Origin of the sequence: Comamonas odontotermitis, from assembly GCF_040396735.1 — a bacterium.
GTDB lineage: Bacteria > Pseudomonadota > Gammaproteobacteria > Burkholderiales > Burkholderiaceae_C > Comamonas > Comamonas odontotermitis_C.
This window is the reverse complement of record NZ_JBEBNZ010000015.1, coordinates 35,979-51,415: the sequence shown is the minus strand read 5'-3', so window position 1 is coordinate 51,415 and position 15,437 is coordinate 35,979. Positions and strand designations below refer to the sequence as shown.

The 15,437-nt window shown below is 64.9% G+C and carries 15 protein-coding genes; 14 read left to right on the top strand and 1 reads right to left on the bottom strand.

All coding sequences use genetic code 11. The annotated features are described in order from the left end of the window. Positions 1-22: 22 nt before the first annotated feature. The 13 genes from ACH2DG_RS13940 (at position 23) to ACH2DG_RS13880 (ending at position 13,110) form a co-directional block, all read left to right on the top strand. On the top strand, positions 23-1,921 hold the full coding sequence (locus tag ACH2DG_RS13940; RefSeq protein WP_395026846.1) for a TonB-dependent receptor domain-containing protein: 1,899 nt from the start codon (positions 23-25) through the stop codon (positions 1,919-1,921). 37 nt (positions 1,922-1,958) lie between these two features. Further along, a complete protein-coding gene (locus ACH2DG_RS13935; RefSeq protein ID WP_395026845.1) occupies positions 1,959-3,416 on the top strand; it encodes a cobyrinate a,c-diamide synthase in 1,458 nt (485 codons plus the stop codon). Between the two features lie 10 nt (positions 3,417-3,426). Continuing rightward, a complete protein-coding gene (locus ACH2DG_RS13930) occupies positions 3,427-4,020 on the top strand; it encodes a bifunctional adenosylcobinamide kinase/adenosylcobinamide-phosphate guanylyltransferase (RefSeq protein WP_395026844.1) in 594 nt (197 codons plus the stop codon). Between the two features lie 11 nt (positions 4,021-4,031). Further along, positions 4,032-5,045 carry an ABC transporter substrate-binding protein gene (locus tag ACH2DG_RS13925; protein ID WP_395026842.1) on the top strand — a complete coding sequence of 338 codons (1,014 nt, stop codon included), beginning with the start codon at positions 4,032-4,034 and terminating at the stop codon, positions 5,043-5,045. Further along, positions 5,045-6,088: a FecCD family ABC transporter permease gene (locus ACH2DG_RS13920; RefSeq protein ID WP_395026840.1), complete on the top strand. Its 1,044-nt coding sequence runs from the start codon at positions 5,045-5,047 to the stop codon at positions 6,086-6,088. The genes ACH2DG_RS13925 and ACH2DG_RS13920 overlap by 1 nt, the downstream gene beginning before the upstream one ends. Then, on the top strand, positions 6,088-6,885 hold the full coding sequence (locus tag ACH2DG_RS13915) for an ABC transporter ATP-binding protein (protein ID WP_395026839.1): 798 nt from the start codon (positions 6,088-6,090) through the stop codon (positions 6,883-6,885). Before ACH2DG_RS13920 ends, ACH2DG_RS13915 begins: the two co-directional genes overlap by 1 nt. 109 nt (positions 6,886-6,994) lie before the next feature. Beyond that, positions 6,995-7,564, top strand: coding sequence for a cob(I)yrinic acid a,c-diamide adenosyltransferase (cobO, locus tag ACH2DG_RS13910; RefSeq protein WP_395026838.1), 570 nt, complete (start codon positions 6,995-6,997; stop codon positions 7,562-7,564). Positions 7,565-7,631: 67 nt separating this feature from the next. Next, complete coding sequence (bluB, locus tag ACH2DG_RS13905; RefSeq protein ID WP_395026837.1) at positions 7,632-8,330, top strand: 5,6-dimethylbenzimidazole synthase; 699 nt, start codon at positions 7,632-7,634, stop codon at positions 8,328-8,330. Continuing rightward, the gene (gene cbiB / locus ACH2DG_RS13900) at positions 8,327-9,403 is read left to right on the top strand and encodes an adenosylcobinamide-phosphate synthase CbiB (protein WP_395026836.1); all 1,077 of its coding nucleotides are present in this window, start codon (positions 8,327-8,329) and stop codon (positions 9,401-9,403) included. The genes bluB and cbiB overlap by 4 nt, the downstream gene beginning before the upstream one ends. After that, positions 9,396-10,391, top strand: a complete 996-nt coding sequence (locus ACH2DG_RS13895) for an aminotransferase class I/II-fold pyridoxal phosphate-dependent enzyme (RefSeq protein WP_395026834.1) — start codon at positions 9,396-9,398, stop codon at positions 10,389-10,391. The genes cbiB and ACH2DG_RS13895 overlap by 8 nt, the downstream gene beginning before the upstream one ends. Before the next feature lie 58 nt (positions 10,392-10,449). Continuing rightward, a complete protein-coding gene (locus ACH2DG_RS13890; RefSeq protein WP_395026833.1) occupies positions 10,450-11,256 on the top strand; it encodes a HipA family kinase in 807 nt (268 codons plus the stop codon). Then, positions 11,243-11,650, top strand: coding sequence for a DUF3037 domain-containing protein (locus ACH2DG_RS13885; RefSeq protein WP_184708430.1), 408 nt, complete (start codon positions 11,243-11,245; stop codon positions 11,648-11,650). Before ACH2DG_RS13890 ends, ACH2DG_RS13885 begins: the two co-directional genes overlap by 14 nt. Continuing rightward, positions 11,647-13,110, top strand: coding sequence for a cobyric acid synthase (locus ACH2DG_RS13880; RefSeq protein WP_395026832.1), 1,464 nt, complete (start codon positions 11,647-11,649; stop codon positions 13,108-13,110). Before ACH2DG_RS13885 ends, ACH2DG_RS13880 begins: the two co-directional genes overlap by 4 nt. Positions 13,111-13,204: 94 nt before the next feature. Here ACH2DG_RS13880 and ACH2DG_RS13875 read toward each other — a convergent pair whose 3' ends face one another. After that, entirely contained in the window at positions 13,205-14,581 is a 1,377-nt protein-coding gene (locus ACH2DG_RS13875; RefSeq protein ID WP_395026831.1) for an Ig-like domain-containing protein, read from the bottom strand. Positions 14,582-14,902: 321 nt separating this feature from the next. Between ACH2DG_RS13875 and ACH2DG_RS13870 the strand changes: the two genes are divergently transcribed. Next, positions 14,903-15,313 (top strand): hypothetical protein, encoded by a 411-nt coding sequence (locus ACH2DG_RS13870; RefSeq protein WP_395026829.1) that lies wholly within the window; start codon positions 14,903-14,905, stop codon positions 15,311-15,313. Positions 15,314-15,437: the final 124 nt, after the last annotated feature.

Sequence of the window (15,437 nt, the reverse complement as noted above, 5' to 3'; positions counted from 1 at the left end):
TACTTCATCGCCTGAGATGTAGATGCATTCCCATTCGCCAGTGGTGCGCCTGTGCGCGCCCGATTCTGCTATCGTTTTTTCTTCGTTGTACTCGTCACACACCCGCATTGCCCTGGCAGCGGCCCTGGTGGCTGCCAGCCTGTCGGCACAGGCCCAGGCTGCGAATGAAACAGAGGGTAAAACCCTGGAGGCGATGGTAGTCACCGCCAACCGCATCGAGCAACCGCTGTCCGATCTGACGGCCGACATGTCCATCATCGACAGCAAGACCATCGAGCGGCAGGGGCCTGGCGGCGTGGCCGATGTGCTGGCACGCGTGCCAGGTATCCAGATGACCCGCAATGGCGGCCCGGGCACCAGCACCAGCTTGTTCATTCGAGGTGCCGAGACGCGCTTTACCGCCGTGTACGTGGATGGCGTCCGTGTGGATTCGCAGTCCACCGGCGGTGCCTCGTGGCAAAACCTTCCGCTGGCCCTCATCGACCGCATCGAAGTGCTGCGTGGCCCGGCAGCGGCCGTGTATGGGTCCGACGCCATGGGTGGCGTGGTGCAGATATTCACCAAGAAGGGCGAAGGCGCGCCCAAGCCCTATGTGGGCTTTGGCGTTGGCAACCGTGGCACCTATACGGCCGAAGCCGGCATCTCGGGGGGCGAAGGGGCGTGGGATTACTCGATTGGCCTCAACCGCGCGCAATCGGATGGCTTCAACGCGCGCACCACCCCTACCGCCAACCCCGACAAGGATGGCTACCGCAACAACGCGGTCAATGCGCGCCTGGGCTACCAGCTCAACCAGCAGCACCGGCTGGAGGCCACCATGATGGCCAGCAACATGAATTCGGGCTACGACGTCTCCCCCAAGGAAGATGACCGCAGCATCAACAAGATGTATGCGTTGGGCCTGAACTGGCAGGCCAAGTGGACCGACCACTACAGCACCAAGCTGCAGCTCACCCAATCGCGCGATTACTACGAAACCCGGCCATCGCCCTACCAGACTGATACCCGCCTGCACAACTACCTGTTCCAGAATGAGTGGCGTTACGGCATCCACACCATGACGGCCGCGCTGGAGCGCCGCGAGGATTCGCTGGTAAATGGCGGCATCGACCGCGACCGCAGCCAGAACGCGCTGGCGCTGGGCTACGGCATGCACAGCGGCGCGCACACTGTGCAGCTGAACCTGCGCCGCGACGACGACAGCGAATTCGGCGGCAAGACCACGGGCAGCGCGGCCTATGGCTACGAATTTGCACCCAACTGGCGCGCCACCGCAACTGTGGGGACGGCCTTCCGCGCGCCCACGCTGTACCAGCGCTTCAGCGAGTATGGCGACGCATCGCTGGCTCCGGAGAAAAGCAAAAATGCCGAACTGGGCCTGCGCTGGGCACAGGGTGCGGACAGCTTCTCTGCCACCGTGTACCGCAACAACGTCACCAACCTGATCAACTGGGTGGGCGGTACGGGTACTTGCAGTGGCAACAATGGACCTTATGGCGGCTGCTATTCCAACGTTGGCAAGGCGCGCCTCGAAGGCATCACCCTGGCTGGCACCACCAAGCTGGGTCAGTTCAGCCTGCATGGCTCGGTGGATTTCCAGAACCCGCGCGACCAGACCACGGACAAATTGCTGGCACGCCGCGCCAAGCGCTATGCCACGCTGGGTGGTGACACGCGCGTGGCTGGCTGGACCCTGGGCGCCGAAATGCAGGCCACTGCCAAGCGCTATGACAACGCGGCCAACACCAATGTGCTGGGCGGCTACACCTTGTTCAACCTGTCGGCCAGTACGCAGATTGCCAAGGATTTCAGCCTGATTGCCCGCATCAACAACCTGGCGGACAAGAAGTACGAAACCGCACGCACCTACGCTTCGGAAGGTCGCAGCGCGTACATCGGCATCAAGTGGATGCCCCAATAAGGGCATCCAGGAAGTCAGGAAGTCGGGAGCAAACAGGGTGACGGATGCAGCGGTGAGCGGAGGCGATGGTCAGAAAACCTCCCGGTGCGTGGCGCTGCTGGTGGCGGCGCCCGCATCCGGGCAGGGCAAGACGACGGTGACGGCGGCGCTGGCACGCCTGCACGCGCGCGCCGGACGGCGTGTGCAGGTGTTCAAGTGCGGGCCGGATTTTCTCGATCCGCAATGGCACCGTCTCGCCAGTGGCGGTGATGTGCACACGCTCGATCGCTGGATGAACGGCGAGCACGATGTGCGTGCCCGCCTGTACCAGGCGGCCCTTTGTCATGACGTGCTGCTGATCGAAGGTGTGATGGGCTTGTTTGATGGCGAAAGCAGTGCCGCAGACCTGGCCAAATCCCTTGGCATATCGGTGGTCGTCGTCATTGACGCCTCGGCCATGGCTGGCACCTTTGGCGCCATCGCCTATGGCATGCAGCACTTTGATCCTGACATGAAGCTTGCCGGAGCGCTGGCCAATCGTGTAGCAAGCAACTACCACGGCAAACTGCTGCGCGATGGCCTGCGCGACCCGGCGCTCTGGCTCGGGGCGATGCCCCATGTGGCGTTGGCAGGCGGTGCTCCGCGTGCCAACCTGCTGCCGGAGCGCCACCTGGGTCTGGTGGCCGCCCAGGAACTGCCCGATGCGCTGGAGCGGCTCGATGCCGCAGCCGATGCGCTGGCCCAGACGCCGCTGGGGCAGCTGTCCTGGTCGGACTGGCAGCAGCGCTGGTCGGTGGATTTTGCGGCCCAGGACGATGCGGCCGAGGTGCCTGCGCTGCTCACTGGGCGCCGCATTGCCGTTGCGCGTGATGCGGCCTTCAGCTTCATCTATGCGGCCAATCTGGAGTGCCTGCGCGCCATGGGGGCGGAGCTGGCATTTTTCTCGCCCGTGGCGGGCGAGGGCCTGCCTGCATGCGATGCCTTGTGGCTGCCCGGTGGCTACCCCGAGCTGCACCTGCAGGCCCTGCAGGCCAATGCCGGCCTGCAGCTGGATCTGCAGGCCCATGTGGAGCAAGGCAAGCCCGTGTGGGCCGAATGCGGCGGCATGGTGGCGCTGGCCGAAGGCTTGACCGATCTGGAGGGCCGCTGGCACAGCCTGTGGAGCCTGTTGCCAGCGCAGGCGCGCATGCAGCAGCGCCTGGCGGGCCTGGGCATGCAGCAACTGGCGACGCCTTGGGGCGTGCTGCGTGGCCACACCTTCCACTATTCGCGGCTGGACAGCGATGCGGGCCTGGTTGCACGCAGCAGCCGGCCGGGCCAGGAACCTGAAAGCGGCAAGGGGGAAGCGGTGTACTGCCATGGCAGCATCCATGCCAGCTATTTCCACGCATGGTTCCCTTCCTGCCCGCAGGCTGTGGCTGCCCTGCTGGGGGCGGATGTACTGCAGGCCTTACAGCAAACTGCACAGCAGGGCTGGCCGGATGCGTGTGCCGCATCGGCCACCCAGACTGCATAAGATGGCGACCATGGCAGAACCTTCTTTTTCAGTGGGCGGTGCAGCGCTCAAGCTCTTGCTGCTGGGCGGGCAGAAATCCGGCAAATCACGGCAGGCAGAGCTGCTGGCGCGCCAATGGCTGCAGCAAGGCGCGGGTTACACCGCCAGTCTGATCGCCACTGGCACTGCCTACGACGATGAAATGAAAGCCCGCATTGCCCGCCACCAGAGCGACCGCGCCGCACGCGTGCCGCAACTGGCCACGGTGGAAGAGGCGCTTAATGTGGCGCAGGCGATAGCCGCATGCAGCGGGCCGCAGCACCTGCTGATCATCGATTGCCTGACCTTGTGGCTCACCAACTGGCTGATGCCTGCACCAAACTTTGAAGAAAATCAGGCTGCAGTGCATAACTGGCAAGCGCAGAAAGCTCTTTTTTTAGGAGCCATTGAGCGCGCGACCGGCCCGGTCATTCTGGTCAGCAACGAGATCGGCCTGGGCGTGATTCCCATGGGGCGCGAAGTGCGCGCCTTTGTCGATGCGCTGGGCGTGCTCAACCAACAAACGGCTGCGGTGTGCAACCGCGTCACACTGATGGCGGCGGGGTTGCCTCTGCACATGAAATGATGGCCCGTTCTATGCGTTTTCCAAATTCCCTCCTCTTGCTGCGTGCCGTGCGTACCGCAAGCATCGCAGTGGCGGCAGCGTTGCTGGGCGCAGCAGCGGCCACCGCAAAGGAGTTGCCTGCTGCCGAGCGTGCAGCAGCGATTCCTGTGCTGGCCGAATCCGCACGCCTCGCCCCCCAGCCCATCACCGACGACCGTGGCAAGACCGTGCAACTGGCACGGCCTCCGCAGCGCATCGTCAGCCTGCTGCCTTCGCTGACCGAAAGCACCTGCGCCCTGGGGCTGTGCGACCGGCTGGTCGGGGTGGACCGCTATTCCGACTGGCCCCTGGCCGTCAAGAAACTGCCAATAGTGGGGGGCGGGCTGGATCCGAGCGTGGAATCCATCGTGGCGCTCAAGCCCGATCTGGTGCTGATGTCGCATGCCTCGAAGGTGGCAGAGCGGCTGGAGGCGCTGGGCGTGAAAGTGGCGGCGCTGGAAGTGAAATCGCAGGCCAGTGTGCACAAGGTACTGCAACAACTGGGCCAGGTGCTGGGCGTGCCTGCGGCAGAAGGTGCCGAACGTGTGTGGCGCGAGCTGCAAGCGGGCGTGGCCGATGCGGCGCAGCGTGTTCCTGCCTCTGCCAGGCACAGCCGGGTATATTTTGAAGTGAGCCGGGGCCCGTATGCTGCCGGGCCGCAGTCCTTCATTGGAGAAATTCTGGCCCAATTGGGGGTGGACAACGTGGTGCCTGCCGAGTTGGGGCCGTTTCCGCGCCTGAGCCCCGAGTTTCTGCTGCGCTCCCAGCCCGACGTGATCATGCTGGGCAACCGCAGCATGCAGGCCGCCACCAGCTACCCAGGCTGGAACAGCCTCAAGGCCATCAAGGGCGGGAACCTGTGTGTCTTCAACGACCAGGACTCCTACACCATTGTGCGCCCCGGCCCGCGCATGGCAGAGGCCGCCCACCTGATTGCGCAGTGCCTGATTGACAAGGCGCCTAAAAAGCAGGACGCAGAAAAGCCGGTCGAAGGAGGGCAGCGTTGATGGCGGCTCAGGCGGAGCAGGCGCTACTGCACGAATGCGCCCCCGGCCAGCGCCGCAGTGGCTGGCTGGCGCTGGTGTTACTACTGCTTTCCATCGCGCTGCTGATGGTGGGCGCCAGCGTGGGCAGCACGGGTTGGGAGAGCGTGCTGCGCATGCGGGACGACGCCACGGCCTGGCAGATCGTGATGGACATCCGCCTGCCGCGCTCCCTGGGCGCCTGGCTGGCAGGCGCGCTGCTTGGCCTTGCCGGGGCCGTGGCGCAAGGCCTGTTTCGCAATCCGTTGGCCGATCCGTACCTGCTGGGCAGCGCATCGGGTGCATCGCTGGGCAGCGCCGTGGGCCTGGTGCTGATGGGTTCGTCCCTCACCAGCCTGAGCCTGGTCTACCGGCTGGGCATGACCGGCATGGCCTTTGCCGGTGCCGCCTGCGCCGTGGGCCTGACCGTGGTGCTGGCGCGCAACGTGCAAAACACCTTGCGCCTCTTGCTGGCGGGTGTGATCGTTGGCGTGGTGCTGGGTGCCATGCGCGATCTGCTGGAATTGAAGCACCCTGACATCCTGCAAGCCATGCAGGCCTTCACGCTGGGCACTTCGGCCTTTGTGGGCTGGGAGGGCTGCGCACTGATGGGCGGGGTGCTGCTGGTCTGTGCACTGGCCACCTGGGCCTGCTCGCGGGTGCTCGATGGCCTGACGCTGGGCGAAGCCACGGCCACCAGCCTGGGCCTGCCGCTGACGCAACTGCGCTACGGCCTGGTGGCGGTGCTGGCGCTGGCCACCGGTACCTCGGTGGCGCAGACAGGCCTGATTGCCTTTGTGGGGCTGGCTGCACCGCACCTGGTGCGCAGCCTGGTGCGCATCGGCCACGGTCGTAGCACCTTGCTGGCGGCGGCCATGGGCGGCACGCTGCTGCTGGCCGCAGACATTCTGGCGCGGTGGCTGGTGGCGCCGCAGGAGCTGCCGGTAGGCGTGCTGACTGCAGCGCTGGGGGGCACCTATCTGCTGTGGCGCATGCACCGCAGCACCCGGGCGGCAGGAGCCATGTGATGCCGCAAAATACTACCGAAATCATAGCTATTGCTGCGCGTCAGATATGTGCCAGCGTGCATTCCAAGCCGATATTGCATGGCCTGTCTGCCGGGTTTGCCAAGGGCCGGTGGACCAGCATCGTCGGCCCCAATGGCGCAGGCAAATCGAGCCTGCTGAAGGTCATGAGCGGCCTGTGGCCCGCGCATGGCCTGCAGGGCCAGGTGCATCTGCTGGGCAGACCGCTGCAGTCGTGGCCGCGCAAGGCGCGCGCCCAGGCCCTGGCCTGGCTGGGCCAGGGTGAGGTGGTGACCGAAGACCTGACGGTACTGGATGTGGCCTTGCTCGGCCGCCTGCCGCACCAGCCCTGGCTGGCAGCGCCCAGCCACGAAGACCACGCCATTGTGGAGCGCTGCCTGCGCCAGACCCAGGCCTGGGAGTGGCGCCACCGCCCGGTGGTGGAACTCTCGGGCGGTGAGCGCCAGCGGGTGCTGCTGGCCCGGGCTCTGGCGGTGCAGGCCCAGGTGCTGCTGATGGATGAGCCGCTCGCCAACCTCGACCCGCCGCACCAGACCGACTGGGTGGACAGCGTGCGCGCGCTCACCAGCCAGGGCACCACGGTCATCAGCGTGCTGCACGAAATCTCGGTGGCGTTGCTGGCCGACGATATGCTGATCCTGCAGGAAGGCCGGGTGGTGCACCAGGGCGCCTGCAGCGACCTTGCCACCCACGCGGCGCTTGAAGCGGTGTTTGACGACCGCATCCAGGTGCGCAGCATCGATGGCCTGTGGATGGCGTTGCCGCGTATGGCGAAGTGAAGAATCCCCCCGCCTGGGCGGCTCTGTCCGGCGTGTCTCGTCCCGGGTGGGTCAAATTTTTAAAAGCTGTGGGTGGTATGTGCCGCTTGCAGCCCAGAGAAGGAAAAACATGCAGATCGAAACTCCCCCTACCGAAAAACCGTACGAGAAGCCCGAGGGAGAGCGCCGGGGCCTCGTCATTGTCAATACCGGCGACGGCAAGGGCAAGAGCACGGCCGCATTCGGCCTGGCTTTCCGCGCGACGGGCCGGGGCAAGGCCGTCAAGGTGTTCCAGTTCATGAAGGTGCCCACGGCGCGCTTTGGCGAGCACCGGCTGGCCGATCAGGTGGGGATGCCCATCGAAGGCCTGGGCGACGGCTTCAGCTGGAAGAGCAAGGATCTGGAGCAGTCGGGCCAACTGGCGCGCGACGGCTGGGAAAAGGCCCGTGCCGCCATCCTGTCGGGCGAATACTTCCTCGTGGTGCTCGATGAAATCACCTACCCGCTGATCTACGGCTGGCTGCCGCTGCAGGAGGTGCTCGATACGCTGGCTGCGCGGCCCAAGGATGTGCACGTCTGCCTCACGGGCCGGCGCTGCCCGCAGGAGATCATCGACATTGCCGACACGGTGACCGAGATGAAGCTCGTCAAGCATGCCTTCCAGGCGGGCATTCCTGCCCAGCGCGGTATCGAGGATTGAGCGTGAACGCACTCCGACCCTGTTGCCCCGCAGCCCCGGTGGCAGCGTAAGGGTCCACAATCGAACCATGCCCGATACACCGATTCCTCCCCCAGCACCGGCCCTGGTTGCCGCCACGCCTTTCACCGAGGCGGAGCGCGCGGCTGTCTACCGGGCCATCTACGAGCGGCGCGACATGCGCCACTTTGCTGGTGGCGCTGTGCCTGAAGAGGTATTGCTGCGCCTGTTGCGCGCGGCGCACCACGCGCCCAGCGTGGGCTTCATGCAGCCCTGGCGCTTCATCCGTGTGAAAAACGCGGCGTTGCGCGAGGCGATCCATGCACTGGTCGAGGAGGAGCGCGTACGCACCGCCCGCGCACTGGGCGAGCGCGAGGAAGATTTCATGAAGCTCAAGGTGCAGGGCGTGCTGGATGCCGCCGAGGTGCTGGTGGTGGCCATGCCGCCGGGGCGCGAGGCGCACATCTTTGGCCGCCGCACCCTGCCCGAGATGGACATCGCCAGTGCGGCCTGCGCCATCCAGAACCTGTGGCTGGCCGTGCGTGCCGAAGGGCTGGGCATGGGCTGGGTATCCATCTTCGACCCGCAGGCGCTGGCGCAACTGCTGCAAATGCCGGCAGGTGCCCACCCGCTGGGCGTGCTGTGCCTGGGGCCTGTTGCCGCCTACTATGCCGAGCCGATGCTGCAGCAGGAGAAATGGGCCTGCCGTGCACCGTTGGAAGACATGCTGATGGACGATGTCTGGACTGAGGGGCCGCCTGCGGCATGACGGCCATCACCTGGTCGGAACTGCTCGCCTGGTCCTTCAGCCCGCTGGGCTGGCTGTACCGGGCGCTCACGGCCGCGCCAGATGCGGCGGTGCTGTGGTCGCAGAACCTGCTGTGCGCCTTGATTGCCGTGCTGGTGGCCCTGGCGCTGGACCGGCTGTGGGGCGAGCCCCCCGCCTGGCTGCACCCGGTCGTCTACATGGGCAAGCTGCTGAGCGTGATCGGAAAATACATAGCGCCGCGCGCAGAACAGTCGCAAGATTGGATGCGATTTGTATTGGGAATGGTTGCATGGTGCGCGCTGGCTGCTATTGTTTTTGTGATCTACTGGGCCATTCTCTTTCTGCTGCCGTATCAGCCTTGGTGGCTGGCTGGTGTGTTCATGGGGGTGCTGCTCAAGCCCCTCTTGTCCTGGCGTATGTTGAGGGATGAGGTACTGGCCGTTGAAGCCGCGCTGCAGCAGTCATTGCCAGCGGGCCGCGAGCGCCTGTCGTGGCTGGTGAGCCGCGATACCTCCCAACTTGATGCCGCCACCGTGCGTGAAAGCGCCATCGAGACCCTGGCCGAGAATTTGGGCGACTCCGTCATTGCGCCGCTCTTCTGGTTTGCCATTGCAGGCCTGCCCGGTGCGGCGGTGTACCGCCTGGCCAACACGGCAGATGCAATGTGGGGCTACCCCGGCTGGCGGGGGCAGGGCGAAGATCGCCGTTACTGGCAGTGGGCTGGAAAATGGGCGGCGCGGGCGGACGATGTGCTCAACTGGGTGCCTGCACGCCTTACCGCTGCCTGGCTGGCGCTGCTGGCAGGGGGTGTTGCCTGGGGCGCACTGCGGCGTGATGCGCGTGTGACGCCTTCGCCCAACGGCGGCTGGCCCATGGGTGCGATGGCGCTGGCGCTGGGCGTGCACCTGTCCAAGCCGGGAGTGTACCAGTTGAATCCGCAGGGTATGGCGCCCGGGGCACCGCATCTGCAGCAGGCCGTAAATCTGGCTTCCAAAGTGATTGTGGTGCAGGTGGTATGCGTGCTGTTTGCTATTTTTTCAGTAGCATTGTGGATGGGAACTCGCCATGCTTGAAGGCATCCATGGCGGCACCGACGCGCTGGGTGTACCCGCGCACGATTTTTCCACCAACCGCAATGCTTTCGGGCCGTGCCCTGCGGCGGTGGCGGCCCTGCAGGCCGCGCATGTGGCGCAGTACCCCGATCCTCTCTATATGGGGCTGCGGGATCGCCTGGCGGCTTTTCACGCAGTGGTGCAGCGGCGCATTGTCATCGGCGGCAGCAGCAGCGAGTTGATTCACCGGATCACACAACATGCAGCGCGCAACGGTGCATCGGCCGTTACCTTGCCCCGCCACCACTACGGCGACTATGCGCATGCCGCGCGGGTGTGGGGGCTGGCGCTGCAGCGGCGCGACAGCGCAGAGGCCGGCGTGAGGGATGGCGATCTGCACTGGTTCTGCGAGCCATCGAGCCCGCTTGGCCAGTTGGATACCATTTCTGCGTCTGCAAGGGGGGGCTGGCATGTTCTGGATTGCGCCTACCGCCCTTTGTGGCTGGAAGGCGATGCTCCGCAGCGCAATCTGGACCGCTTGTGGCAACTGTGGACGCCCAACAAGGCCCTGGGCATGACGGGGGTGCGTGCCGCCTACGCGATTGCACCGCTCCACGCCACGGATGAGGCGCTTTGCGCGCTGCGCGAGCTGGCGCCATCCTGGGTGGTGGGTGCGCACGGCGTGGCCATGCTGGAAGCCTGGACGACCGACGAAGTGCAGCAATGGCTGGCCCTGGGCCTGCAAAGCCTGCGAATCTGGAAGCGACAGCAACTGGCGTTGTGCGAGCGGCTGGGCTGGGCGGTGGCGCCCGGCCACCAGGCCAACTACTTTGTGGCACGGCCACCTCTGGACGAAGAAGCACTCGTGCAGCGCCTGGCCTGCCTGCGCGCGCAGGGCATCAAGCTGCGTGACTGTGCCAGCTTCGGCTTGCCCGGCCACGTGCGCCTGGGCGTGCTGCCGCCTGCGTCGCAGGCCGCGCTGGAGCAGGCCTGGAGCGTTTTGCCCTAACTCATAGAGAATCAGCGCGGCCAGCCCCGAGGGCATCCATCCGGCGCTACCATTTCGCATGGACTCACCAATTCCTTCCCTGCGCTCCGTTGTGGTGGAGCGCTATGTCACCCCCTTGCGCGAAGGCGGCTCGATGCCCGCCGTGGTCGAGGCGGACGATCTGGGCCTGTACGTGCTCAAGTTCCGCGGCGCCGGGCAGGGCGTGCGCGCCCTGATGGCGGAGCTGATTTCGGGCGGCATTGCCCGGGCGCTTGGCCTGCCCATTCCCGAGATCGTGCTGGCCCGGCTGGATGCCAAGCTGGCGCAGACCGAACCCGATCCCGAAATCCAGGACCTGATCCGCGCCAGTGACGGTCTGAACATGGGGCTGGATTACCTGCCCGGGTCGGTGAACTTCGACCCCGCAGTCGACGCGGTGGACAGCGGTTTCGCATCGCGCCTCGTGTGGTTCGACACCCTGGTCAGCAACGTCGACCGTACGGCGCGCAACACCAATCTGCTGATGTGGCAGCGCCGCCCATGGTTGATCGACCATGGGGCCACGCTCACCTTTCACCATGCCTGGGAAGGGGTTGTGGCTGACCCTGGCAAGCCCTATGCCCCGATTGCGGACCACGTGCTGCTGCCGCAGGCCACGCAGCTTGCACAGGTGGACGAGGCGATGGCAGGGCAGTTGACCGCCCCGGTATTGGAAGCCATTGTGGCGGCGGTGCCCGACTGCTTTCTGAACCAGGCGGCGCAAGACCGCCATGGCGATGCGCTGGCCGATCCGCAGGCCCACCGCGCGGCCTATGTGAATTATTTTCTGGCCCGTCTGCAGGACCGTGGCCGTTGGTTGCAAGGAGCCATCAATGCACGCGCATGATGTATATGACTACGCTGTCGTGCGCGTGGTACCCCGGGTGGAGCGCGAGGAATTCATCAACGCCGGGGTGATCGTCTCCTGCCAGCGCAGCGGTTACCTGCAGGCTGCCATGGCGCTGGATGAGGCGCGGCTGCTGGCGCTGGACCCGCAGGCCGATCTGGAGATGGTGTACCGGCACCTGGGCAGCATCATCGCCATCTGCGAGGGCCGGCCCGAAGGCGGGCCGATTGCGCAACTGCCGTTTCGTGCGCGCTTTCACTGGCTTACTGCCAAGCGCAGCAGCATCATCCAGACCTCGGCCGTGCACACGGGCCTGTGCCTGCATGGCGACCATGCGCTGGAGCGCATCCTGCAGCGCATGGTGTTGCCCCTGCAACCCAAGGTGCACGCATGACCGCCCGGTGCGTGATGGTGCTGGGCACCAGCAGTGGCGCAGGCAAGAGCTGGGTGGCCACGGCACTTTGCGCCTGGTACCGGGCGCAAGGCTACAAGGTGGCGCCTTTCAAGGCGCAGAACATGAGCAACAACGCGCGCGTGGTGGCCACGCCTGATGGCCAGTGGGGCGAAATCGGTACTGCGCAGTACTTGCAGGCGCTGGCCGCAGGCGCCACGCCCGATGTGCGCATGAACCCGCTGCTGCTCAAGCCCGAGGCCGATACAAAAAGCCAGGTGGTGCTGTTTGGCCAGGTGAATGACGAATTGACCGCCATGCCATGGCGCGGCCGCAGCGCACGGGTCTGGCCGCAGATCGCCCAGGCACTGGACGAGTTGCGCGCCGAAAACGATGTGGTGGTAATCGAAGGGGCGGGCTCGCCCGCCGAGATCAACTTGCACGCGAGCGACGTAGTCAATATGCGCGTGGCGCGGCACTGCGATGCGCATTGCCTGCTGGTGGCCGACATCGACCGGGGCGGCGCGTTTGCGCACCTCTATGGCACCTGGGCCCTGTTGCCACCGGAGGAGCAGGCGCTCATCAAAGGCTTTGTGCTCAACAAGTTCCGGGGCGATGCCAGCCTGCTCGCGCCCGCGCCGCAAATGCTGCAGGAAAAAACCGGCGTGCCTACCGTGGCCTGCATCCCCATGCAGTTTGCGCACGGCCTGCCTGAAGAAGACGGCGTATTTGATGACCGTGGCAGCGCCGGTGCCGGGCAGGCGGTGCACACCACCATCGCCATCATTGCCTATCCGCGCATCAGCAATCTGGATGAATTTCAGCCGCTGCTGCAGGTGCCGGGCGTGCGGGTGGTCTGGGCCCGTTCTCCCTCGCAGCTGGCGGGTGCCGATTGGGTCATCCTGCCGGGCAGCAAGGCCACTGCGGCTGACCTGGCCTGGATGCGCTCGCAGGGGTTGGACGCGGCCGTGACCGCACACGCCCAGGCAGGCAAGCGGGTGCTGGGTATTTGCGGAGGCCTGCAGATGCTGGGCGAGGCGTTGATCGATCTGCATGGCGTGGACGGCAATGCAGCGGGCCTGGGCCTGTTGCCGCTTGCCACCCTGTTTGCGCAGGACAAGACGGTGCAGCCCACCGTGTTCGTCTTGCCTGCCTTGCAGGCGCCGTGGCAGGCTTTGGGGGGCGTGCAGGTGCGCGGTTATGAAATCCACCATGGGCAGACCCAACTGCGAGCCGACATGCAGGCGGGCACCAGCCATCCTGCACACGAACTGCGGCCAGGCCTGTTGTGGCAGGGCGGCAATCCGGCGGTGCTGGGCACCTATCTGCATGGCTTGTTCGAGAACGGGGAGGTCATTCATGCCCTGTTCGGCCATGGCGCGCCCAGCCTGGAGCAGGTTTTCGAGCGGCTGGCGCAGGGCGTCGGCGAGTGGTTTGAAGCGGAGGCTCTCGCGCTCCGGTAAAACCCGCCCTTCTGCATGACCCAATGAAAAGCGCCAGCGCATTCATCATGCGCTGGCGCTTTTACCGTTGTGGGGCGATGCGGATCGTGTCAGATCAGCGTTTGGTCCGGCGCACGGCCAGAGCCATCAAGCCCATCGATGCCAGCAAGAGTGCCCAGGGGCTGTCCACCGGAACGGATGAGGTTGCGCCGGGCGTTGGTGGCGTTACGGTGGGAGCGACGACCACCGTCACCTGTGCCGTCGCGCATGCCGGTGCAGGGTAAGGGCCCTGTGCGGTGCAGATCTGGTACTGGAAGGTATCGGTGCCGGTAAACCCTGCCGCAGGGGTATAGGTAGCAGTGCCATCGGGGTTGTAGACGACGGTGCCATGCGCGGGGGCAGAAACCGCTGTAGCGGGCCCGGCCAGCGGGGCATTGGCAGGATCGGACGAAGCGTCGTTGGCCAGAATGCTGACGGTCACCGGTGTATCCACCTTGGTAGTGGCAGAGTCTGCCGTGGCGGTTGCTCCCAGCACGTTCACGCTCACCGTCGCCGTTTTACACTGGGTGGGGGCCGTCTGCACGCACACCTGGTAGGTGAATGTATCGGTGCCCGAGAAGCCTGCATTAGGGGTATAGACCACATTGCCGGAGCCATCGACAGTAACCGTGCCATTCGCAGGCGGCTGCGTAATGGTGGGCGGCGCGAGGGTTGCCGGTGGCGAGGAGGTGGTGTCATTGGCACGCACATCAATGGTGACGGGCTGGCCCTGCACGGTGTTGCTGGTGTCGGCAACCGGGTTGGGTGTGGGGGGGATGCCCAGCATCATGTCAATGGTGGAATGCCTTGGCAGTCCCAGTTCCTTGGCCCGGATTTCGCAGACATCGGCAGCTTTCACCACCAGGCCCACTGTGGTGCCGTTGAGAGGGCCGGTGGTGGGGCTTGCCAGCTTCCAGAAAGAATCGGTGGCGCCCGCCACTGGAGGCGTCTGCACTGGATTGTTGGCCGTGGCGATCTGCAGGTATTCGACCAGGCTTGCATCCACCTGCGTGCCGTCACAACGGTAGAAGCGGTATTCCATGGCATCGGCTGAGTCGAAGTCATGGCTGAACAGGGTCGTTCCCACCACCATCGGTGCCTGGAACTTCATCGAGACCTCGCCGGCGCCCACTTCCCATACATTGCCCGGGTCCGTCGGAAGCCCGATATTGGCAGGCAGGTCGGTAGAGCTCATGAGCATGTTGCTTTGTGCGCTGCCCCAGGTCGCCCAGGTTGTGGGCGGTGTGCCCACGGTGTTGATCGTGAACGGAGTTGCGCCAATCGTGGCATTGATCGGAGTGCCCGCTGTGGGTGTGGGAACCGCCGTCACAAATTTGGCCATTTTCCAGCCGGTGAAATACTGTGAATTGGCCGCCACCGGGGTTTCCGCGCGCGCCGCAATGCACACCAGCAGGGCTGCGCACAGCCCTAACGTTCCTCTCGTGGTTCTCATTACCGTCCTCTGTTATAAAGAATTTATTTATATTATTAATTAATAAATGAAATTTAATTGTTAAAGAGTATTTTGGTTTCGGCTGTGTTTAAAAATCACAACAAAACTAGGTACGAGTGAAAGCCATGGTCCGGAGCTGGGCACCTGGGTCATTGCACAGAGAGTGCCGAAAAGAGGGTGGCGCATGAGCCACATGTTCGTCATGGCGATATGTAGGCCATGGACTGCATGGTCTGGCGGGCTGGGCCGATAACGACAGCCAGGGATCACAAGCATGCTGTTGGTTGCAATTGCCCATTACCAGACAGAAGGAAGATCACCATGAAAAATGTTGTCCGCCAATCCTTGCAAGTTGCCATTGCCGCGGTTGCCTTGGGTGTGACCGGTTTTGCCTCTGCTCAACCAGCTGCGCTCGAGAAGGCCCCAGCCAAACACGCCCAGCATCCGCACAAGAGCGGCAAAGCCCATCAACGCGCGGATCGCAGTGTGGCTGATGGCAGCTCCAGCGCCCGGGAGGCTGCAGCCGCCCTTCAGGCCGGCCGACAGGGCCAGTTGACCGACCGCAGCAGTGACCAGTACGCCGGCAACGCCGTGGCCCGCTGCGGTGTGTTCCGGGTTGAAGAAGACAGGCGTGCCTGCGTGGACCGGGTGACCAACGGCCAGGACAGCGGCTCCGTGCAGGGCGGCGGTATTCTGCGCGAATACACCTACACCGTTCCGGCCAAGCCCTGAGAACGTGAACACGTTCTGAAGCAGCGCGTAAATGCGTCTGCAGGTCTTCGATCACTCCTGAGCTCTCTCGGATGGGTGTGTAACACGCCAGTGCATCCATCCGAATTTGCGCTCTGGCCGGGCA

Bases quoted from the DNA above. Each gene is read 5' to 3' on its own strand.
- cobO (WP_395026838.1), top strand. From the start codon at position 6,995: ATGCAGATCGAAACTCCCCCTACCGAAAAACCGTACGAGAAGCCCGAG.
- ACH2DG_RS13880 (WP_395026832.1), top strand. From the start codon at position 11,647: ATGACCGCCCGGTGCGTGATGGTGCTGGGCACCAGCAGTGGCGCAGGC.
- ACH2DG_RS13895 (WP_395026834.1), top strand. From the start codon at position 9,396: ATGCTTGAAGGCATCCATGGCGGCACCGACGCGCTGGGTGTACCCGCG.
- ACH2DG_RS13925 (WP_395026842.1), top strand. From the start codon at position 4,032: ATGCGTTTTCCAAATTCCCTCCTCTTGCTGCGTGCCGTGCGTACCGCA.
- ACH2DG_RS13930 (WP_395026844.1), top strand. From the start codon at position 3,427: ATGGCAGAACCTTCTTTTTCAGTGGGCGGTGCAGCGCTCAAGCTCTTG.
- ACH2DG_RS13870 (WP_395026829.1), top strand. From the start codon at position 14,903: ATGAAAAATGTTGTCCGCCAATCCTTGCAAGTTGCCATTGCCGCGGTT.
- ACH2DG_RS13920 (WP_395026840.1), top strand. From the start codon at position 5,045: ATGGCGGCTCAGGCGGAGCAGGCGCTACTGCACGAATGCGCCCCCGGC.
- ACH2DG_RS13915 (WP_395026839.1), top strand. From the start codon at position 6,088: ATGCCGCAAAATACTACCGAAATCATAGCTATTGCTGCGCGTCAGATA.
- ACH2DG_RS13890 (WP_395026833.1), top strand. From the start codon at position 10,450: ATGGACTCACCAATTCCTTCCCTGCGCTCCGTTGTGGTGGAGCGCTAT.
- bluB (WP_395026837.1), top strand. From the start codon at position 7,632: ATGCCCGATACACCGATTCCTCCCCCAGCACCGGCCCTGGTTGCCGCC.
- cbiB (WP_395026836.1), top strand. From the start codon at position 8,327: ATGACGGCCATCACCTGGTCGGAACTGCTCGCCTGGTCCTTCAGCCCG.
- ACH2DG_RS13875 (WP_395026831.1), bottom strand. From the start codon at position 14,581: ATGAGAACCACGAGAGGAACGTTAGGGCTGTGCGCAGCCCTGCTGGTG.
- ACH2DG_RS13940 (WP_395026846.1), top strand. From the start codon at position 23: ATGCATTCCCATTCGCCAGTGGTGCGCCTGTGCGCGCCCGATTCTGCT.
- ACH2DG_RS13885 (WP_184708430.1), top strand. From the start codon at position 11,243: ATGCACGCGCATGATGTATATGACTACGCTGTCGTGCGCGTGGTACCC.